Source organism: Pseudomonas sp. B10(2017) (assembly GCF_002113295.1).
Lineage (GTDB): Bacteria > Pseudomonadota > Gammaproteobacteria > Pseudomonadales > Pseudomonadaceae > Aquipseudomonas > Aquipseudomonas pudica.
Window position 1 is genome coordinate 134,499 of record NZ_NEJU01000003.1, and the last position, 20,297, is coordinate 154,795.

Here is a 20,297-nt window from a genome sequence, read left to right on the forward strand (position 1 = left end):
CGTGTGGCACAAACAAAAATGCCGATGCCGCCCTTCGGCGTGCATCGGCATGCGTGGCTCTGTGCTTGGCTCAGAGCTTGATCTTGGCTTCGTGAGCTTGCTGGTCGGCGTGGTACGAAGAACGCACCAGCGGGCCGGAAGCAACGTTCTTGAAGCCCATCTTGTAACCTTCCTCGGCGAACCAGGCGAAGGTGTCCGGGTGGACGAAACGCTGCACCGGCAGGTGGCTGCGCGACGGCTGAAGGTACTGGCCGAGGGTAAGCATGTCGATGTCATGCTCGCGCATGCGGTGCATCACTTCGATCACTTCCTCGTCGGTTTCGCCCAGGCCGAGCATCAGGCCCGACTTGGTCGGTACGTGCGGCACCAGCTGCTTGAACTTCTGCAGCAGGTCCAGTGACCAGTCGTAGTCCGAACCCGGACGCGCGGCCTTGTACAGGCGCGGTACGGTCTCGAGGTTGTGGTTGAACACATCCGGCGGCTCTTGCGCGGTGATCTCCAGGGCAATATCCATGCGCCCACGGTAGTCAGGCACCAGGGTTTCCAGCTGTACGCCCGGCGACAGCGCGCGAATTTCACGGATGCAGTCAGCAAAGTGCTGGGCACCACCGTCACGCAGGTCGTCGCGGTCCACCGAGGTGATCACCACATACTTCAGGCGCAGATCGGCGATGGCAATGGCCAGATTCTTCGGCTCGTCCAGGTCCAGCGGTTTCGGCCGACCGTGGCCAACGTCGCAGAACGGGCAACGACGGGTGCAGATGTCACCCATGATCATGAAGGTGGCGGTACCACCGGAGAAGCACTCGCCCAGGTTCGGGCAGGATGCCTCTTCGCATACGCTGTGCAGCTTGTGCTTGCGCAGCAGCTGCTTGATACGGTCTACCTCGGGCGACACCGGGATACGCACGCGGATCCAGTCGGGCTTCTTCGGCAGCTCTTCGGTGGGGATGATCTTCACCGGGATGCGAGCCACCTTTTCGGCACCACGCAGCTTGACCCCGGCTTCCACCTTCTTCGGCGCTGGGCGCGGGGTAGCATCCTGGGTAGGTATCAGGTTCGGCACGGCTTCTTGCACAGTTGTCATATTCAGTCGATTCCGCCCGTGAGGGTCGTCTGCTCAGCGTAGTCGAGGTGCTTGACCAGCTGTCCGCGCAGCCTTGTCCTGACCTCGTCGAGTTCGATCGGACCTGCCAGGTCGCGCAGCTGGGTCATCGCCAGCCCCGCATAGCCGCAGGGGTTGATTCGGCGGAATGGCGCAAGGTCCATGTCCACGTTCAGGGCAAGGCCGTGGAACGAACGGCCGTTGCGGATTCGCAGGCCGAGGGAGGCGATTTTCGCTCCGTCGACATAGACACCCGGGGCATCGGGCTTGGCCGCTGCCTGGACATCGTAACTGGCGAGCAGGTCGATGAGGGTCTGCTCGATACGGCTGACCAGCTCACGCACGCCAAAGCCCAGCCGACGCACATCCAGCAGCAGGTAGGCCACCAGCTGCCCGGGGCCATGGTAGGTCACCTGGCCACCACGGTCGGTCTGCACCACAGGGATGTCGCCCGGCACCAGCAGGTGCTCGGCCTTGCCGGCCTGGCCCTGGGTGAAGACCGCAGGGTGCTCGACCAGCCAGACTTCATCCTGGCTGTCCGGGCTGCGCTGCTCGGTGAAGCGACGCATGGCCTCCAGCACCGGTTCGTAGGGCTGCAGGCCAAGCTCGCGAAAACCGAGGCAGGCGGACATCAGAGCACCATTTTCACGATGCCGGTAGCGCGCAGGGCGCTGTTGATATCGTGCAGCTGGTTCTCGCTTTCGGCAACGATGTGCAATTGCACGGTGGTGTACTTGCCTTCCTTGCTCTGGCGCTCGGCCAGGGTGGAAAGGTCGACCTTCGCGTACTTGCTCAGGATCTCGATGACCGTGTCCTTGAAGCCGACAACGGTGTCACCGATGACCTTGATCGGGTAATCGTCGCAGGGGAATTCGATCTTGTGTGACTTGACGTCTGGTTCGCTCATGGCGGAAACGGCCTCGTAAGCCGTGGCAACAACAACGCCCCCGCAGGATACGCGGGGGCATGCAGGTCACGTATCAGTTGAACAACCCGTAGAAGAATAGACGGATGCTATCCCACATACGGCGGAAGAAACCACCTTCCTCGACGCCGTCGAGGGCGATCAGGTCGGCACTGTGAACCACTTTATCGTCCAGTTTGACTTCCACTTTGCCGATCACGTCACCTTTGGCGATTGGCGCTGTGAGCTGCGGATTCATGGTCATCGAAGCCTGCAGGCGCTTCAATTGGCCTTTAGGCATAGTCAGGGTCAGGTCGTTGGCCAGGCCGGCTTTCACTTCACCAGTCGCGCCCTTCCAGACAGGCGATTTGGTCAGCTCGGTGCCCTTCTGGTAGAAGGTCTGGGTTTCGAAGAAGCGGAAACCGTAGGTCAGCAGCTTCTGGGTCTCGGCGGCACGCGATTGCTCGCTGTTGGTGCCGAACACCACGGCGATCAGGCGCTGGCCGTCGCGAACAGCCGAAGCCACCATGCAGTAGCCGGCTTCGTCGGTATGGCCGGTCTTCAGGCCATCGACGGTCTTGTCACGCCACAGCAGCAGGTTGCGGTTTGGCTGCTTGATGTTGTTCCAGAAGAATTCTTTCTGCGAGTAGATGGCGTAGTGGGCCGGATCGACGTTGATGATCGCACGCGCCAAGGTAGCCATGTCGTGGGCCGACGAGTAATGGTCCGGGTGCGGCAGGCCGGTCGGGTTCATGAAGTGGCTGTTGGCCATACCCAAGTCGGCAGCGGTCTTGTTCATCATGTCGGCAAAGGCGTCTTCGCTGCCGGCGATGTGCTCGGCCAGGGCGACCGAGGCGTCGTTACCGGACTGGATGATGATGCCGTGCAGCAGGTCGCTGACGGTCACCTGGCTGCCCACCTTGATGAACATGCGCGAACCGCCGGTACGCCAGGCGTTTTCGCTGACGGTAACCGGGTCGTTTTCACCGATCTGACCGCGACGGATGTCCAGGGTGGCGATGTAGGCCGTCATCAGCTTGGTCAGGCTGGCTGGCGGCAGTCGCTCGTCACCGTTGTTCTCGACAAGCACGTTGCCGCTGGACGCGTCCATGAGTACGTAGGACTTGGCTGCCAGTTGCGGTGGCGCCGGCGTCATCTGCTCAGCCGCGAAGGCGGCAGGCGTGATCATCAGCAGTACGGGCAGGCAAAGTCGTTTGGCAAGGTTGGTGATGTTCATCCGTCTCTCGAAAATCGCTAATGGTCTGATGTTCCCTGGGCAAGATCATGTGCCCAGCGCCAGTCAGTCTAGTTTTTGCGGCCGTAGGCCTGGCTCGCAATGTGCGGCTTTATGTCGCTGCGGGCAAAAGCCGACATTGTACATGCCTGCGCCCGGCAATTCATGACAAAACCGACAGTTTGGTGTTGCCTTCTTCGCAGGCGCGCCCGCTCTCACAGGGTTTCGCATGCCCCTGTGGGAGCGGTCGCGCCCGCGAAGAAGGCAACGCGGTCAGTCTGCTGTGACCAGCTTGGCCTGCCCAAGGTTCGCCAGGCGGATGCTGTCCTGCGCTTGCTGGATCTCGCCCTGGCTGTTGATCGGCCCCAGGCGCACGCGGTGAAGGGTCTGCTGGTTGCGCACGATTGAGCTGATGAACACTGGCGCGCTGACCATGCTGCTGAGCTTGGAGCGCAGCAGTTCGGCGGCGTCCGGGTTGGCGAAGGCGCCTACCTGCAGGAAGCTGCCGCCACTGCCGGCCGGCACGTTGTTGCCAGCCACCTGCACCGGCACCACCGGCGCCGCATGCTGCTGGGGCGGCGGCGTCCATTGCTCGACGCGCCCGGTACTGGCCGGGATTGCCTGGGTCTGGGCTACCTGCGGCTCTTTCAGCACCATCGGTGGCGTCTGGCCACGCTGGGCCCACCATTGCTGCGGGTCGATGCCTTCGACGCGCACATGCGCGGTACCGATCTCGGCATAACCGAGCTTTTTCGCCGCGGCATAGGACAGGTCGATGATGCGGTCCGAATAGAACGGCCCACGGTCGTTCACCCGCAGGATCACGCTGCGGCCGTTGGCCAGGTTGGTCACCCGCACGTAGGCCGGCAGCGGCAGGGTCTTGTGCGCCGCGCTCATGCCGTACAGGTCATACAGCTCGCCGTTGGCGGTGTTCTGGCCGTGGAACTTCGTGCCGTACCACGACGCGGTACCCTCGGCGCGATAGTTGCGCGAGTCCTGCATCGGATAGTAGGTCTTGCCCAGCACCGTGTACGGGTTGGCCTTGTAGTTGCCGGTGTGCACGGTTGGCGTGGCGTCGGGAATCTTGTTCACATCCACATCCCACCACGGCGCGCCATCCTTGTGCGCCCGGTTGATATCCAGACCGGGCTGGGTGCGCACCACGTTGCCACTGCTTTGCTGGGACGGGCGGTTGGACGAACAGCTGGCCAGCACCACGCCAACGGCGAGGCAGGTGAGCAGCTTGAAAGAGTTGCCAGAGAAGATTGCGCGCATTACTTGACGCCCCGTGCTTGAACCAGCTGTTCCGATAGCTGATGCACCGCCATGGCATACATCACGCTGCGGTTGTAGCGAGTGATCGCGTAGAAGTTCTTCAGGCCCATCCAGTACTCGGGGCCATTGTCGCCCTCGAGACGGAAGGCGGTCACCGGCAGATCATCGCGCAGCGAATCATGAACCGACCAGCCAAGCGTGCGCAACTCCCCAACGGTTTTTACCGGCTCGATGCCGGTCGTCAGGCCTTCGTCGGCGCGCCCACCGTCCACCCAGGCGCGGCTGACCACACCTTCGCCGGCCACCCAGCCGTGGCGCTTGAAGTAGCTGGCCACGCTGCCGATGGCATCGTCCGGGTTGTTCCAGATATTGATGTGGCCGTCGCCGTCGAAATCCACCGCGAAGTTGCGGAAGCTGCTCGGCATGAACTGCGGCAGACCCATGGCGCCAGCGTAGGACCCCTTGAGCGTCAGCGGGTCGAGCTGTTCCTCACGGGCCAGCAGCAGGAATTCGCGCAGCTCCTTGCGGAAGAATTCGGCCCGTGGCGGGTAATCGAAGCCCAGGGTCGACAAGGCATCGATCACCCGGTAGTTGCCGGTGTTGCGGCCAAAGAAGGTTTCCACACCGATGATGGCGACGATGTACTGCGCCGGCACGCCGTATTCCTGCTCGGCACGGGCCAGCACCGCCTCGTGCTGGCGCCAGAAGTCCACACCGCGGGCGATGCGCGCGTCGGTGATGAACATCGGCCGGTAGTCCTTCCACGGCTTTACCCGTTCGGCCGGGCGCGAAATGGCGTCGAGGATCGACTGTTTGCGCTGCACCTCAGCGAACACACCCATCAGCTGCTCAGGGGCAAAGCCATGGTCGCGGCTCATTTCGCCAACGAACTGGGCAACCTGGGGCGAGCCTTGATAATCGCCGGCATGGGCCAGCTGTACAGCGCCGAACAGGCCCACCGCGCCGATCCACGGCGCACAACGGGCAGCCCAGTTACGCACTGCTTGCATGAAATTCTTCACCTTATTCAAACCTGAGCGATCCATTTGCGGTGCGTGTGGATCGACATCAGAACGCCAAACGCTGACAGCAGCGTCACCAACGAAGTTCCGCCATAGCTGATGAAGGGCAGCGGCACGCCCACCACGGGCAGAAGGCCGCTGACCATACCGATATTGACGAACACGTATACAAAGAAGGTCATGGTCAGGCTGCCCGCCAGCAGCTTGCCGAACAGGGTCTGCGCCTGGGCGGTGATCATCAGGCCGCGGCCGATCAGCAGCAGGTAGACGATCAGCAGCAGGCAGATGCCGACCAGGCCGAATTCCTCGCCGAGCACGGCGATGATGAAGTCGGTGTGGCTTTCCGGCAGGAAGTCCAGGTGCGACTGGGTGCCGAGCAGCCAGCCCTTGCCGAACACGCCACCCGAGCCAATGGCCGCCTTCGACTGGATGATGTTCCAGCCAGTGCCCAACGGGTCGCTTTCCGGGTCGAGGAAGGTCAGTACCCGCTGCTTCTGGTAGTCGTGCATCACGAAGAACCACATCGCCACCGCCACGGGCACCGCAGCCGCCAGTACGCTGAGGATCCAGCGCCAGCGCAGGCCGCCCATGAACAGCACGAAAGCCCCGGAGGCGAGGATCAGCAGCGCCGTGCCCAGGTCGGGCTGGCGCACGATCAGGATGAACGGCACACCGATCAGCACCAGGCTGATCGCCACATGCTTCAGATGCGGCGGCAAGGTCCGCTTGGACAGGTACCAGGCGATGGTCGCTGGCATGATGATCTTCATGAACTCCGAGGGCTGGAAGCGGATCACCCCGGGGATGTTGATCCAGCGCGTGGCGCCCATGGCGTTGTGCCCCATCACGTCCACCACCACCAGCAACAGCACACCGGCCAGGTAGGCCAGCGGCACCCAACGGGCCATGAAGCGCGGCTCCAGCTGGGCGATGATGAACATCGACACCAGGCCGATGCCGAACGAGGTGGCCTGCTTGAGCAGCAGGTCCCAGTTTTTGCCACTGGCCGAGTACAGGACAAACAGGCTGCCGGCCGCAAGGGTCAACAGAATGATCAGCAAAGGGCCGTCGATGTGGATGCGCTGCAGAAAGCTGGCGCGCCGACGCATCACATCCTCGCTGGAGAGCATGCGATCGAAATTGTTCATCACAGGGCTGATTCCTGGGTAACGGTGGCAGGCGCGAACTCGGGCTTGAGCCGGCCGTTTTCGTCGAGCAGCCAGGCGTCCATCACCTGGCGTACCACCGGGGCGGCGACGCCCGAACCGGACTCACCGTTCTCGACCATCACCGAAACCACGATCTTCGGGTCCTCGGCGGGGGCGAAGGCGACGAACAGGGCGTGGTCGCGGTGGCGCTCCTGAAGCTTGTTGCGGTCGTACTTCTCACCCTGCTTGATCGCCACCACCTGGGCGGTACCGCTCTTGCCGGCAATGCGATACTGCGAGCCGATGGCCGCCTTGCGTGCGGTACCGCGGGCGTTGTGCATCACCTGCTCCATGCCATGGGTGACCTTGGCCCAGTCGGATTTGTCGCGCAGAACGATGTTTTCCATGGGGTTGTCGTCCACCGGCGGCTGGCCTTCGATGGTCTTGGCCAGGTGCGGACGGTTCCACACGCCCTTGTTGGCGATCAGCGCAGTGGCCTGGGCCAATTGCAGCGGCGTGGCCTGCATGTAACCCTGGCCGATGCCGAGGATCAGGGTTTCGCCGGGGAACCAGGCCTGGCGGCGGGTGGCGCGCTTCCATTCGCGCGACGGCATCAGCCCGGCGGATTCCTCGAACATGTCGAGGGAAACCCGCTGGCCGATGCCGAACTTGTTCATGTAGCTGGACAGCCGATCGATGCCCATCTTGTGGGCAAGGTCGTAGAAGTAGGTATCGTTGGAGCGCATGATCGCGGTATCCAGGTCGACCCAGCCATCGCCCGAGCGGTTCCAGTTACGGTATTTGTGGTCGTAGTTGGGCAACTGGTAGTAGCCCGGGTCGAACACCCGGCTACCGGCATTGACCACGCCGCTGTCCAGGCCGGCGATTGCCACCGCCGGCTTGATGGTCGAGCCTGGCGGATACAGGCCGCGCAGCACGCGGTTGAACAGCGGTCTGTCGATCGAATCGCGCAGTTCGGCATAGGCCTTGAAGCCGATGCCGGTGACGAACAGGTTGGGGTCGAAGCTGGGTTGGCTGACCATCGCCAGCACCTCGCCGGTACGCGGATCGAGCGCCACCACCGCACCACGCCGCCCCCCCAGGGCAGCCTCGGCGGCCTCCTGCAGCTTGATGTCCAGGCTCAGCACGATGTCCTTGCCCGGTTTCGGGTCGGTGCGCTTGAGCACCCGCAGCACGCGGCCACGGGCGTTGGTCTCGACTTCCTCGTAGCCCACCTGGCCATGCAGGTCGGCTTCATAAAAGCGTTCGATGCCGGTCTTGCCGATGTGATGGGTACCGCTGTAGTTCACCGGGTCGAGGGTTTTCAGCTCTTTCTCGTTGATTCGCCCCACATACCCCACCGAATGGGCGAAGTGCGCGCCCTGCGGGTAATGGCGCACCAACTGGGCCACCACTTCCACGCCCGGCAGGCGGAACTGGTTCACTGCCACGCGAGCGATCTGCTCTTCGTTGAGCTCGAACAGGATCGGCACCGGCTCGAACGGCCGGCGCCCCTGGCGCATGCGCTTCTCGAACAAGGCGCGATCGTCGGGCGTCAGTTCCAGCACTTCGACGATGGTATCCAACACTTCCTGCCAGTTACCCGCACGCTCTCGGGTCATCGACAGGCTGAAGCTGGGCCGGTTGTCGGCGACGATCACGCCGTTGCGGTCGAAGATCAGCCCGCGGGTCGGCGGGATCGGCTGCACATGCACCCGGTTGTTCTCCGACAGCGTCGAGTGGTAGTCGTGCTGGATGACCTGCAGGTAGTACAGCCGCGCGATCAGCACACAAATGAGCAGCATGATCGCCACTGCGCCGACCACGACGCGGTTGCGCACCAGGCGGGCGTCTTTCTCGTGGTCCTTGAGACGGATCGGCTGCGACATCGGACTGCTTACAGGCTCATTTATGGTAAGGATGCCCGGACAACACGGTCCAGGCGCGGTAGATCTGCTCGCCGATGAGTATCCTTACCAATGGGTGCGGCAAGGTCAGCGGCGACAGCGACCAGCGTTGCTCGGCGCGCGCACAGACCTCGGGCGCCAGGCCTTCCGGGCCGCCCACCATCAAATTCACCGTGCGCGCATCCAGGCGCCAGCGGTCCAGCTCCGTCGCCAGCTGTTCGGTACTCCAGGGCTTGCCGTGGACCTCGAGGGTGACGATGCGTTCCCCTGGCTGAACCTTGCTCAGCATGGCCTCGCCCTCCTGACGGATCAGGCGGGCAACGTCGGCATTCTTGCCTCGGGTGTTCAGCGGGATTTCCACCAGCTCCAGCGACAGCTCGGCAGGCAGGCGCTTGGCATATTCATGCCAGCCTTCCTCGACCCACTTCGGCATGCGCGAGCCGACCGCGATCAGGCGCAGACGCACAGCGCTTTCCTTATTCCCGGTCCTTGAGCTTGTCGGAGTACTCGTGGGCATGGTCCGGGCTATGGTGCTTGCCATCGGCTGCACGGCTTTGCTCGGCACCCTGCCACAGGCGCTCCAGGTCGTAGAACTGGCGGGCAGCGGCGGTCATCATGTGCACGATGACATCGTTCAGGTCCAGCAGCACCCAGTCGCTGTCGCCTTTGCCTTCTTCACCCAGTGGCTGGGCACCCTTGGCCTTGACCGCTTCGCGGACCTTTTCCAGCATCGCGTTGATCTGGCGGTTGGAAGTACCAGTGGCAATGATCATGTAGTCGGTCAGGCTGTGCTTTTCTCGTACGTCGATGACCTGGATGTCCTGGGCCTTGACGTCTTCCAGCGCTGCCTTGGTCAGGGCGACCAGTTCTTCGCCGTGGATTTTCTGCTTGGTCATATAAAACTCGTTCAACTCGTTGGATGAGGCGCCAGAGGCACCGTCAGTTAGGTGCACGATACAGTTCGTGCGCCTCGATGTAGGCCAGTACGGCGTCCGGCACCAGGAACCTCACCGATTTGCCGCTGGCCAGCAGCTGTCGGATCTGTGTAGCCGACACCGCAAGCGGCGTCTGCCAGACGAACGAAATGTTTCCCGCCGGGCCGGACATGGCGGTGGGATCGCTCTCCGAGCGCGCAGCCAGCAGGTTACGCAGCTCGTCAGGGGGTTCTACGTCGGCATCCGGGCGTTGCAGCACCAGGATATGACAGTGTTGCAGCAATTCTTCCCAGCGGTGCCAGCCGGGCAGGCCACAGAAGGCATCCCAGCCCAGCACCAGGAACAGCTGGTCGTCGGTGGCCAGTTCGGCACGGATCGATTCCAGCGTGTCGATGGTGTACGACGGCTTGTCGCGCGCCAGCTCGCGGGCATCCACGCTCAGGCAAGGCACGCCCTGCACGGCGCTCTGCACCATGGCCAGGCGATCCTGCGCGGCCACCTGCGGGGTGTCGCGGTGTGGCGGCCGGGCGTTGGGCAGCAGGCGCAGCTCGTCCAGCCCCATGAACTCGGCCACTTCCAGCGCGCTGCGCAGGTGGCCGATGTGCACGGGGTCGAAGGTACCGCCAAGAATGCCGATGCGCCGGACTGCCTGGGCCTTGCTCAACTCAGCAGGACTCCTGGCCACGCAGCTGACCGTCGCCGATCACGACGTACTTCTCGCAGGTCAGGCCTTCCAGGCCGACTGGGCCACGGGCATGCAGCTTGTCGGTGGAAATGCCGATTTCCGCACCCAGGCCGTACTCGAAGCCGTCGGCGAAGCAGGTCGGGGTATTGAGCATGACCGACGCCGAATCGACTTCGGCCATGAACTGGCGGGCTTCACCCTGGTGTTCACTGATGATCGAATCGGTGTGGTGCGAGCCATAGTGGTTGATGTGCTCGATGGCCTGGTCCAGGCCGTCAACCACACGGATCGACAGGATCGCGTCCAGGTATTCGGTGTGCCAGTCGGCCTCGGTGGCCGGCTTGGCGTCGATGATCGCCCGGGTGCGCTCGCAGCCACGCAGTTCGACGCCCTTCTCCTGGAAGCGACGGGCCATTTCCGGCAGGAAGCGCTCGGCCACCTGCTTGTCGACCAGCAGCGTTTCCATGGCGCCACAGATGCCGTAGCGGTAGGTCTTGGCGTTGAACGCCACGCGCCAGGCCTTGTCCAGATCGGCGTGCTGGCTGACATAGACGTGGCAGATACCGTCCAGGTGCTTGATCACTGGCACTCGGGCATCGCGACTGATGCGCTCGATCAGACCACGACCACCGCGAGGCACGATGACGTCGACGAATTCCGGCATGCTGATCAGCGCGCCCACGGCTTCGCGGTCGGTAGTCTCGACCACCTGCACCACGGCTGCCGGCAGGCCGGCGGTGGCCAGGCCACGCTGAATGCAGGTGGCGATGGCGCGGTTGGAGTGGATGGCTTCGGAGCCGCCACGCAGGATGGTCGCGTTACCCGACTTCAGGCACAGGCTGGCGGCATCGATGGTCACGTTCGGGCGCGATTCGTAGATGATCCCGATCACCCCCAGCGGCGTGCGCATCTTGCCGACCTGGATACCGGATGGGCGGTAGCTCATGTCGCGGATGGCACCGACTGGGTCCGGCAGGCTGGCCACCTGGCGCAGGCCGGTGATCATGCCGTCGATACGCGCCGGGGTCAGCGCCAGACGGTCGAGCAGCGCCGGCTCTAGGCCGTTGGCGCGGCCGGCGGCCAGGTCCAGCTCGTTGGCAGCGGTCAGCTCGGCACGAGCGGCATCCAGCGCATCGGCGGCAGCTTGCAGGGCGCGATTCTTCTGCGCGGTGCTGGCACGGCCGATCACCCGTGAAGCCTCACGGGCAGCGCGACCCAGGCGGGTCATATAGTCAAGAACGGACTCAGTCATGGGTTCGGTGTCTTGGCGAAGGGGAAATCGGCTGATTATAACTGGCGCGCAGGTGTACGCCCAGCGGCGGGTGGCGGATGGTAGAAAATGGCTGGGGGCATTGTGTAGGAAAGATGTAACCGGGGTTATCGAAATTTCTATCTCTTGTTGTGGCCCTTTTGCGGACAAACCCGCTCACACAGTGATTGCACAAGGGTTGGGACCTCCGAGGTATCTGTGGGAGCGGGTTTACCCGCGAAGAGGCCGGAACTGCCAACATCCCACTCGATTCAGCCTCGATTAAGCCATTCATTGCTATCATCCCAGCCTTCTCAACCGCGAACCGACCCGCATGCCAGCCTTGCCCGACAGCTTTTTCGACCGCGATGCCCAGACCCTGGCCAAGGCCTTGCTGGGCAAAGTCATCCGCCATCGCCAAGGCGACCTGTGGCTGGCCGCGCGCATCATCGAGACCGAAGCCTACTACCTCACCGACAAAGGCAGCCACGCCTCGCTCGGCTACACCGAAAAGCGCAAGGCGCTGTTCCTCGATGGCGGCCACATCTATATGTATTACGCGCGCGGTGGCGACTCGCTGAACTTCAGCGCCCATGGGCCGGGCAACGCGGTGCTGATCAAGTCGGCCTATCCTTGGCAGGACGCCCGCTCGGGCCCTAACAGCCTGGCGCAGATGCAACTGAACAACCCCGATGCCAGCGGCAACCTCCGCCCGGCCGAGCGACTGTGCGCCGGCCAGACCTTGCTGTGCCGGGCCCTGGGCCTGAAGGTGCCGCACTGGGACGCCCAGCGTTTCGACCTCGAGCGCCTGTACGTGGAGGATTGCGGCATCACCGTGCCGCGGGTGATCCAGGCCGCCCGCCTGGGCATCCCCCATGGCCGCGACGAGCACCTGCCCTACCGTTTCGTAGATGCCGAATACGCCCGTTTCTGCACGCGGAACCCGTTACGTCGCGGCCAAGTCGAAGGCCGGGACTTCTTCATTCTCGAACAAGGAAGCTGAACCATGGGCCAATGGCTCGACAGCCTGACCGGCTGGCTCAGCGCCAACCCGCAGTGGCTTGGCCTGGCGATTTTCCTGGTGGCCTGCATCGAGTGCCTGGCCATTGCCGGCATCATCGTGCCTGGCACCGTTCTGCTGTTTGCGGTCGCGGTACTGGCTGGCAGCGGTGCCTTCAGCCTGGGCGAAACGCTGCTGCTGGGCTTTCTCGGCGGCCTGGTGGGTGATGCCTTGTCGTACACGGTGGGCAAGTACTTCCACCAGAACATTCGCCGCCTGCCCCTGCTGCGCCACCATCCGGAATGGATCGGCAGCGCCGAGGCCTACTTTCAGCGCTACGGTATCGCCAGCCTGTTGGTAGGGCGTTTCATCGGGCCGTTGCGGCCAATGCTGCCGATGGTCGCCGGCATGTTCGACATGCCACTGCCGCGCTTCATCGCCGTCAGCCTGGTGGCCGGTGCCGGCTGGTCGGTGGCCTACCTGCTGCCCGGCTGGGCTACCGGCGCTGCCATGCGCCTGCCCTTGCCGGAGGGCTTCTGGCTGGATGCAGGGATCATCGCCGGCACCCTGGCAGTCATCATCGGGCTGAGCCTGAACACCAGCATTCGCGATCAACGCCACGGCACCCGGCTGATCGCCGGCATGAGTTTCCTGGCGTTGGCCGGGGTTTTCCTCGGCTGGCCCTACCTGCACGAATTCGACCAGGGTGTGATGACGCTGGTACAGGAGCACCGCAGCCAGGCCATCGATGGCACCGTGGTGCTGGTGACCCGGCTGGGCGATTTCCGCACCCAGTTGTTCCTCGGCGGCCTGCTGACGGGCCTGCTGCTGCTAGCCCGGCAGTGGCGGCATGCCATGTTCGCTGCGGGCGCGCTGATGGGTACGGCGTTTGCCAATGGCACGCTGAAGTGGCTGTTCGCCCGGGCTCGCCCGGAAGTGCTGAGTGACCCGCTGACCAGCTACAGCATGCCCAGCGGTCACAGTTCGGCGTCATTTGCGTTCTTTCTGGTGATGGCGGTGCTGGCCGGTCGCGGTCAACCGCCGCGGATGCGCCTGACCTGGGTGATGCTGGGCTGCATTCCGGCGCTGGCGATTGCCCTGTCACGGGTGTACCTGGGGGCGCACTGGCCGACCGACATCCTCGCCGGGGCCTTGCTGGCATGCTGTGTGTGTGCGCTCAGCCTCGCACTGGCGCAGCGTCACCAGACCCTCCCGGCCTTGCCGCTGCGAGTGTGGTGGCTGGTGTTGCCGGCATGTGTCGCATTGCTGGCGTTCTTTGCCATGCATGCGCTGCCGCAGGCTTTGCTGCGGTATCAATATTGATGTCGCCTGTACCGGCCTCTTCGCAGCACAAGGCTGCTCCTACGGGGATCTCGTCAGCCTGTAGGAGCAGCCTTGTGCCGCGAAGAGGTCGGCACTGACAACACATCACTATCAGGCAAACAACTCACCCTGAATCCGCTCCAGCAGCTTCTGGATTTCCCCCAACCGCTCCTGCGGCGAGTCGAGGGTCAGCAGATCCAGCTTGTCCTCTTCCATGAACGGCAGCAGGTACGCCAACTGGTTGGCCAACGTCTGGCGCCCGTCCACAGGCCGCGGCATGTCCAAGGCTTCGACCATCGGGTGTTCACCCAGGGCCACCAGCAACGCCAGCAGGTCTTCGTCCGCCTCTAGCAACGGGCTGTCCGCCTGCTCCGGCAGCCATTGCACCTGCCCCACCAGCAACTGGTCCTTCTGCACCTCGGTGCTTTCCAGATTGAAGCGCCGCACACCTTCGACGCGGATACCCAGCAAGCCGTTATCCTGCTGCACGAAGTCACGGATCACCGCCTCGCAGCCGATCGAGGCAACCACCGGCGGCGCCTTGCCGACCTGCTCGCCTTCGAGAATGCACACCACACCAAAACCTTCGCCCCGCTTCATGCAGCGCCCGATCATGTCCAGGTAGCGTGCCTCGAAAATCTGCAAATCGAGGAAACAACCAGGAAAAAGCACGGTATTGAGGGGAAACAGCGGTAGCGTCATCACAAGTCCTCAAGCCACCAGGCTGACCGCAAGCGGCAGGAACACCGCCGTGGCCACCCCCATCAGGCTCATCGCCAGCGCGGCAAAGGCGCCGCATTCGTCACTTTCCTGCAGGGCCACCGAAGTGCCCACCGCGTGCGCGGTCACGCCCAGAGACATGCCGCGCGCCTCGGGGCTATGCACGCCAAAACGGCTCAGCAGCGCCGGGCCGAAAATTGCCCCGATCACCCCGGTAATCAGCACGAACACCGCCGCCAGTGCCGCCACGCCGCCAATCTGCTCGGCCACCAGCATGGCGATTGGCGAGGTCACAGACTTCGGTGCCATGGTCATCAGGATCATGTGCTCGGCACCGAACCACCAGCCCAGCAACAGGCAGCACAGCGTGGCGAACAGGCCTCCGATTACCAGCGTAGTAAATGTGGGCCAGAACAGCTGCCGGATACGCCGCAGGTTGAGGTAGAGCGGCACTGCCAGGGCCACGGTGGCAGGCCCCAGCAGGATATTCATGATTTCGGTGCTCTTGCGGTACTCGCTGTAGTCGATGCCACACACCAGCAACACGCCGATCACCAGCAGCATCGACACCAGTACCGGCTGCAGGAAGATCCAGCGGGTCTTCTCGTAGCCCGCCAGTACCAACTGGTAGGCCCCAAGCGTGATGCCGATACCGAACAAGGGATGATGAACAACCGCATCCAGTGCGCCTTGCCAGTCGAGCATCATGGCTGCTCCTCGCGCCGGCCTTGGCGGTGGATGAGCTTTTGCATCAACACGCCGACAAACACCAGGGTCACCAGGCAGGAGATCAACAGGGCACCGGCAATGGCCCAGAAGTCGGCAGCGATATCCTTGGCATACACCATGACTCCCACCGCTGGTGGCACCAGCAACAGCGGCAGGTAGCGCAGCAGGCTGCTGGCGGCCTCGTTCAGCGGCTTGCCCACCTCACCACGGGCCATGAGGAAGAACAACAGCAGCAACAGGCCGATGATCGGCCCCGGCAGAAACGGCACCAACAGGTGGTTGATTGCCGTTCCCAGCAGCTGGAACAGCACCAGCCAGGTCAAACCACGCAACAGCATAAGCATCTCCCTCGGGCATGACCGCCATTATAAGCACGTGGCCGCCATATACCGATATTCGTCGAAAAGCGCGCAACTTGACTGAAACGGTTCGCCGTGCTGATCTTGCACTTTCGTACCAACTGACAACTTGGAGAGTTCGCGATGCCCCATGTACCGGTTACAGAGCTTTCGCAGTACGTTGGTAGGGAACTGGGCCGCTCGGCCTGGCTGAAGATCGACCAGCAGCGCATCAACCTGTTCGCCGAAGCCACGGGCGACTTCCAGTTCATCCATGTCGACCCGGAAAAGGCGGCGAAAACCCCGTTTGGTAGTACGATCGCCCACGGTTTCCTGACGTTGTCGCTGATTCCCAAGTTGATCGAGGACATTCTGGTCCTGCCGGAAGGGCTGAAGATGGTGGTGAACTATGGACTGGACAGCGTGCGCTTCATCCAGCCGGTCAAGGTAGACAGTCAGGTGCGGCTGAAGGTGGATTTGGCCGAGGTGACGGAAAAGAGGCCGGGGCAATGGTTGCTCAAGGCGATTGCCACGCTGGAGATCGACGGTGAAGAGAAGCCTGCTTATATAGCTGAGTCGCTTTCGTTGTGTTTCGTCTGAACCATCCATGAACGGGCTGATGGCTTAATCGCCGGCAAGCCGGGTCCCACAGGATTTGCATAGGCCTCAACAATTGCGCAAACCCTGTGGAAGCTGGCTTGTCGGCGATTGGGCTGCACAGCAGCCCCCGATTCAATCCACAAAATCCCCGCACTCGCGTAAACTGCCAGCCTTCGTGCAGCCTAGGGCTGCCCCTGTCGATTTACCAAAGGTGCCCGCCATGCCCTGGCTGCAAGTACGCCTGGCCATCAGCCCGGAACAAGCCGAAACCTACGAAGATGCCCTGCTCGAAGTGGGTGCCGTCTCGGTCACGTTCATGGACGCCGAGGATCAACCGATCTTCGAGCCAGACCTCAACACCACCCCGCTGTGGTCGCATACCCACCTGCTGGCCCTGTTCGAGGCCGATGCCGACCCTGAGCAGGTATTCGCCCACCTGCGCCTGCTGACCGGCGCCGAGCTGCCCGAGCACCAGGCCGAGGTGATCGAGGACCAGGACTGGGAACGCAGCTGGATGGACAACTTCCAGCCGATGCGCTTCGGCCGTCGCCTGTGGATCGTGCCCAGCTGGCACGAGGCCCCGGAACAGGACGCGGTGAACCTGCTGCTCGACCCGGGCCTGGCGTTCGGCACCGGCACCCACCCGACCACCGCGCTATGCCTGGAATGGCTCGACGGCCAGCAGCTCGAAGGCACCCAGGTGCTGGACTTCGGCTGCGGCTCAGGCATTCTGGCCATCGCCGCGCTGCTGCTGGGCGCCCGTGAAGCAGTCGGTACCGACATCGATGTGCAGGCCATCGAGGCTTCGCGCGACAATGCCCAGCGCAACGGCATCGCCGATGAAAAGCTGGCGCTGTACCTGCCCGAGCACATGCCGGCCATGCAGGCCGATGTGCTGGTCGCCAACATCCTCGCCGGCCCGCTGGTGTCGCTGGCACCGCAACTGTCCGGCCTGGTCCGCCCAGGTGGCCTGCTGGCACTGTCGGGCATCCTCGCCGAGCAGGGTGACGAAGTGGCTGCGGCCTATGCCGCCGACTTCGAGCTGGACCCGATCGTCGTGCGCGACGGCTGGGTGCGCATCAGTGGCCGCCGCCGTTAAGCGGGCCTAGAATACTTTTCTGCACAGCTCCCGGATTGCCGCATGACCGACAGTTTCGTCACCCAGTGCCCGCATTGCCAGACCAGCTTTCGCGTCACCCATCACCAGTTGAGCGTGGCCCGCGGCGTAGTGCGCTGCGGCCAATGCCTGCAGGTGTTCAACGCCGCCAAACAGTTGCTGGAGCAGAACCGCGCCAGCGGAACCAGCGCACCTGCGGTGCCGGCGCCGATACCCGCCGGCCCTGCGGAGCCGCCGGCCGAACCGGAGATCGCACCCGAGCCTGTCGCCAGCGAGCCCGGCTCCACCCCGGACGAGGACTGGGCGCTCACCAACCAGGCGCTGGACGCGCTCGACCTCGACATGGAACTGGAGCGCCTGGAGCGCCGCGGCCAACCGGCCACGGCTCGCCCGGCCAGCCAGGATGGCGGCCTGCAAGCCCGACGTGACGAACTGCACCCGGACGAACATGCCAACGACCTGTTCGGTACGGCTGACGATGAACCGTTCGAACCGCAACCGGCGATCGAAACCGCGCCCGTGCTACGGGACCCGGAGCCCTTGGAGCTGGACCTGGAGCCAGCGCCGGGCGAGCGTACCGAGCCGACGTTAGGCGGCAACCTGGACCTGGACGTCGACGACGAGCCACCGGTACACCGTGCCGCCGAAATCGATGACCGCACCGAATTCAACGAACCACTGCGTGCCAGCGTTGATGAAGCCCCGGTACAGGGCCTGAGCGCCCGCGACGATGAGCCCCTGGAGCTGCACCTGTCGGCGCGCGATGACGAGCCTGTAGAGCCGCTGCCCGGCGAACGCCTGGAACCAGGCCTTGCCGGCAAAGCCGAGCGCCCGGCGCGCAAGGAGCCGCTGGTCGACGTGGTCGACGACCCGCTGCAACTAGGCTGGGAAAAGCCCGCGCCCAACTGGGGCAAGCGCCTGCTGTGGGGCTTCCTGACCCTGCTGGCCGCTGGCTTGCTGGCGTTCCAGTACGTGTGGTTCCACTTCGAGGAAATGGCCCGCCAGGACCAGTACCGGCCACTCTTCCAGCAAATCTGCCCGTTGGTCGGTTGCCAAGTGCCGACCCGCGTCGATATCGCCCGAATCAAGAGCAGCAACCTGGTGGTACGCAGCCACCCGGACTTCAAGGGTGCACTGATCGTCGATGCGATCATCTACAACCGCGCGCCGTTCGCCCAGCCGTTCCCGTTGCTGGAACTGCGCTTCGCCGACCTCAATGGCCAGCTGATCGCCAGCCGGCGCTTCAAGCCCAGCGAGTACCTGTCCGGCGAACTGGCCGGGCGCGGCGAAATGCCCAGCCAGACTCCGATCCACATCGCCCTGGACATCCTCGACCCGGGGCCTAAGGCCGTCAATTACAGCCTGAGCTTCCGTTCGCCGGAATAGCCACCACCCTGTGGGAGCGGGCGCGCCCGCGAACACGGGCGAAGCCCGTGCCGTCCATCGCGCCGCCTGCTTCGCGGGCACGCCCGCTCCCAAAGGGGCCGCACAAGGTTCAGGGTCCTCGCCCATACCAAAAGTCATAAGCCGACAACTGTTCAGATTTTATCCAAATCCATCTTTATCCGGTCACCGAGAGCGGGTATCATGCCAACCCTTTTTCGAACTCCAAGATTCGGCCCCACAACAGGGATCACCTATGTCGGCGGTACGCATCGGCCCATACACACTACGCAACAACCTGATCCTCGCGCCCATGGCCGGGGTCACGGACCAGCCTTTCCGTACACTTTGCCAGCGCCTGGGCGCCGGCATGGTGGTGTCGGAAATGGTCTCCAGCGACATGAGCCTGTGGAACAGCCGCAAGTCGAGCCTGCGCCGCATCCATGAAGGTGATCCCGAGCCACGCTCGGTGCAGATCGCCGGTGGTGATGCGCAGATGATGGCAGCGGCGGCAAAGGCCAACGTCGAAGCAGGCGCCCAGATCATTGATATCAACATGGGCTGCCCGGCAAAAAAAGTCTGCAACAAAGCCGCAGGCTCTGCTTTATTGAGAGATGAAGCCTTGGTCAGCGAGATACTCCACGCCGTGGTCGGCGCCGTGGACGTCCCGGTGACCCTGAAGATCCGCACCGGCTGGGACCGGGCGAACAAGAACGGCCTGAACGTGGCGAGGATCGCCGAGCAGGCCGGCATCCAGGCGCTGGCGGTGCATGGCCGCACACGCGCCGACCTGTACACCGGCGAAGCCGAATACGACACCATCGCTGCCATCAAGCAGGCGGTGTCGATCCCGGTTTTTGCCAACGGCGATATCACCTCGCCAGAAAAGGCCCGGGCGGTGCTGGACGCCACCGGGGTAGATGGCCTGTTGATCGGCCGGGCCGCCCAGGGGCGGCCATGGATCTTTCGCGAGATCGAGCACTACCTGCGCACTGGCGAACACCTGCCAGCGCCGCAGCTGGACGAAGTGGAACGCATCCTGCTGGAGCACCTGGCCGCGCTGCATGCCTTCTATGGCGATGTGATGGGCGTACGTATCGCCCGCAAGCACGTTGGCTGGTACCTGGCAACACGACCCGGCGGCAAGGAGTTTCGCTCCCGGTTCAACGCTTTGGAAGACACACAAGCGCAGTGCGCCAACGTTCGCGCGTTTTTCAGCGAACGTCGACAGAGCCTTGAGACAGAGGACGGACAAGGGGTGGCCGCATGACGATGATGACCGAGACATTTGTGAGTGGAACAACGCCCGTGAGCGACAACGCCAACCTGAAACAGCACCTCAACACGCCGAGCGAAGAGGGCCAGACCCTTCGCGACAGCGTCGAGAAGGCGCTGCACAACTACTTCGCCCACCTGGAAGGCGCGACCGTGACGGACGTGTACAACCTGGTGCTTTCCGAAGTCGAGGCGCCCCTGCTCGAAAGCGTTATGAACTACGTGAAGGGCAACCAGACCAAGGCCAGCGAGATGCTCGGGCTGAACCGAGGCACCCTGCGCAAGAAGCTCAAGCAGTACGACTTGTTGTAAGCCAGAATCCCAACCAGAAAAGGCGGCTCCCTGAAC

At 63.5% G+C, this 20,297-nt stretch carries 22 protein-coding genes; 7 read left to right on the plus strand and 15 right to left on the minus strand.

Annotation, left to right across the window (positions count from 1 at the left end; all coding sequences use genetic code 11):
* Nucleotides 1-70: 70 nt before the first annotated feature.
* The 12 genes from lipA to CAF92_RS05445 all read right to left on the minus strand — a co-directional run bounded on the left by lipA (nt 71) and on the right by CAF92_RS05445 (nt 11,467).
* Nucleotides 71-1,087, minus strand: a complete 1,017-nt coding sequence (lipA, locus tag CAF92_RS05390) for a lipoyl synthase (RefSeq protein ID WP_003257574.1) — start codon at nt 1,085-1,087, stop codon at nt 71-73.
* A gap of 2 nt (nt 1,088-1,089) precedes the next feature.
* Nucleotides 1,090-1,737 carry a lipoyl(octanoyl) transferase LipB gene (gene lipB, locus CAF92_RS05395; protein WP_013974352.1) on the minus strand — a complete coding sequence of 216 codons (648 nt, stop codon included), beginning with the start codon at nt 1,735-1,737 and terminating at the stop codon, nt 1,090-1,092.
* Entirely contained in the window at nt 1,737-2,012 is a 276-nt protein-coding gene (locus tag CAF92_RS05400; RefSeq protein WP_043211184.1) for a DUF493 domain-containing protein, read from the minus strand. Before CAF92_RS05400 ends, lipB begins: the two co-directional genes overlap by 1 nt.
* A 73-nt stretch (nt 2,013-2,085) precedes the next feature.
* Nucleotides 2,086-3,246, minus strand: coding sequence for a D-alanyl-D-alanine carboxypeptidase family protein (locus tag CAF92_RS05405; RefSeq protein ID WP_046613224.1), 1,161 nt, complete (start codon nt 3,244-3,246; stop codon nt 2,086-2,088).
* A gap of 270 nt (nt 3,247-3,516) precedes the next feature.
* The gene (locus CAF92_RS05410; protein WP_046613225.1) at nt 3,517-4,518 is read right to left on the minus strand and encodes a septal ring lytic transglycosylase RlpA family protein; all 1,002 of its coding nucleotides are present in this window, start codon (nt 4,516-4,518) and stop codon (nt 3,517-3,519) included.
* Nucleotides 4,518-5,528 (minus strand): lytic murein transglycosylase B, encoded by a 1,011-nt coding sequence (gene mltB / locus CAF92_RS05415; protein WP_039613594.1) that lies wholly within the window; start codon nt 5,526-5,528, stop codon nt 4,518-4,520. Before mltB ends, CAF92_RS05410 begins: the two co-directional genes overlap by 1 nt.
* A gap of 17 nt (nt 5,529-5,545) precedes the next feature.
* Nucleotides 5,546-6,649 carry a rod shape-determining protein RodA gene (rodA, locus tag CAF92_RS05420; RefSeq protein WP_046613723.1) on the minus strand — a complete coding sequence of 368 codons (1,104 nt, stop codon included), beginning with the start codon at nt 6,647-6,649 and terminating at the stop codon, nt 5,546-5,548.
* Nucleotides 6,650-6,687: 38 nt separating this feature from the next.
* Nucleotides 6,688-8,577: a penicillin-binding protein 2 gene (gene mrdA, locus CAF92_RS05425; protein ID WP_015271942.1), complete on the minus strand. Its 1,890-nt coding sequence runs from the start codon at nt 8,575-8,577 to the stop codon at nt 6,688-6,690.
* A 16-nt stretch (nt 8,578-8,593) separates the two neighbouring features.
* Nucleotides 8,594-9,061, minus strand: a complete 468-nt coding sequence (gene rlmH, locus CAF92_RS05430) for a 23S rRNA (pseudouridine(1915)-N(3))-methyltransferase RlmH (protein WP_003249722.1) — start codon at nt 9,059-9,061, stop codon at nt 8,594-8,596.
* Nucleotides 9,062-9,071: 10 nt separating this feature from the next.
* On the minus strand, nt 9,072-9,491 hold the full coding sequence (gene rsfS, locus CAF92_RS05435) for a ribosome silencing factor (protein WP_013974359.1): 420 nt from the start codon (nt 9,489-9,491) through the stop codon (nt 9,072-9,074).
* 43 nt (nt 9,492-9,534) lie between these two features.
* Complete coding sequence (nadD, locus tag CAF92_RS05440) at nt 9,535-10,194, minus strand: nicotinate-nucleotide adenylyltransferase (RefSeq protein ID WP_046613227.1); 660 nt, start codon at nt 10,192-10,194, stop codon at nt 9,535-9,537.
* 1 nt (nt 10,195) lies between these two features.
* Nucleotides 10,196-11,467 carry a glutamate-5-semialdehyde dehydrogenase gene (locus CAF92_RS05445; protein ID WP_085599653.1) on the minus strand — a complete coding sequence of 424 codons (1,272 nt, stop codon included), beginning with the start codon at nt 11,465-11,467 and terminating at the stop codon, nt 10,196-10,198.
* Between the two features lie 331 nt (nt 11,468-11,798).
* Between CAF92_RS05445 and CAF92_RS05450 the strand changes: the two genes are divergently transcribed.
* Complete coding sequence (locus tag CAF92_RS05450) at nt 11,799-12,467, plus strand: DNA-3-methyladenine glycosylase (RefSeq protein WP_085599655.1); 669 nt, start codon at nt 11,799-11,801, stop codon at nt 12,465-12,467.
* A gap of 3 nt (nt 12,468-12,470) precedes the next feature.
* The gene (locus CAF92_RS05455; RefSeq protein WP_085599657.1) at nt 12,471-13,787 is read left to right on the plus strand and encodes a bifunctional DedA family/phosphatase PAP2 family protein; all 1,317 of its coding nucleotides are present in this window, start codon (nt 12,471-12,473) and stop codon (nt 13,785-13,787) included.
* 111 nt (nt 13,788-13,898) lie between these two features.
* On the opposite strand, the gene CAF92_RS05460 is transcribed toward CAF92_RS05455, so the two are convergent.
* The 3 genes from CAF92_RS05460 to CAF92_RS05470 are packed head-to-tail and all read right to left on the minus strand — an operon-like array spanning nt 13,899 to nt 15,574.
* Nucleotides 13,899-14,489 (minus strand): LON peptidase substrate-binding domain-containing protein, encoded by a 591-nt coding sequence (locus CAF92_RS05460; RefSeq protein ID WP_039613550.1) that lies wholly within the window; start codon nt 14,487-14,489, stop codon nt 13,899-13,901.
* Between the two features lie 9 nt (nt 14,490-14,498).
* Nucleotides 14,499-15,215, minus strand: coding sequence for an LrgB family protein (locus tag CAF92_RS05465; protein WP_085599659.1), 717 nt, complete (start codon nt 15,213-15,215; stop codon nt 14,499-14,501).
* Nucleotides 15,212-15,574, minus strand: a complete 363-nt coding sequence (locus CAF92_RS05470) for a CidA/LrgA family protein (protein WP_046613232.1) — start codon at nt 15,572-15,574, stop codon at nt 15,212-15,214. Before CAF92_RS05470 ends, CAF92_RS05465 begins: the two co-directional genes overlap by 4 nt.
* A 144-nt stretch (nt 15,575-15,718) precedes the next feature.
* On the opposite strand from CAF92_RS05470, the gene CAF92_RS05475 reads away from it, so the two are divergent.
* The 5 genes from CAF92_RS05475 (at nt 15,719) to fis (ending at nt 20,261) form a co-directional block, all read left to right on the plus strand.
* Nucleotides 15,719-16,174: a MaoC family dehydratase gene (locus tag CAF92_RS05475; RefSeq protein WP_046613233.1), complete on the plus strand. Its 456-nt coding sequence runs from the start codon at nt 15,719-15,721 to the stop codon at nt 16,172-16,174.
* A 220-nt stretch (nt 16,175-16,394) separates the two neighbouring features.
* Nucleotides 16,395-17,273 carry a 50S ribosomal protein L11 methyltransferase gene (prmA, locus tag CAF92_RS05480; protein ID WP_085599661.1) on the plus strand — a complete coding sequence of 293 codons (879 nt, stop codon included), beginning with the start codon at nt 16,395-16,397 and terminating at the stop codon, nt 17,271-17,273.
* A 42-nt stretch (nt 17,274-17,315) separates the two neighbouring features.
* Nucleotides 17,316-18,677, plus strand: coding sequence for a DUF3426 domain-containing protein (locus CAF92_RS05485; RefSeq protein WP_085599663.1), 1,362 nt, complete (start codon nt 17,316-17,318; stop codon nt 18,675-18,677).
* A 253-nt stretch (nt 18,678-18,930) separates the two neighbouring features.
* A complete protein-coding gene (gene dusB / locus CAF92_RS05490; RefSeq protein WP_046613238.1) occupies nt 18,931-19,944 on the plus strand; it encodes a tRNA dihydrouridine synthase DusB in 1,014 nt (337 codons plus the stop codon).
* Nucleotides 19,941-20,261: a DNA-binding transcriptional regulator Fis gene (gene fis / locus CAF92_RS05495; RefSeq protein ID WP_012274390.1), complete on the plus strand. Its 321-nt coding sequence runs from the start codon at nt 19,941-19,943 to the stop codon at nt 20,259-20,261. Before dusB ends, fis begins: the two co-directional genes overlap by 4 nt.
* Nucleotides 20,262-20,297: the final 36 nt, after the last annotated feature.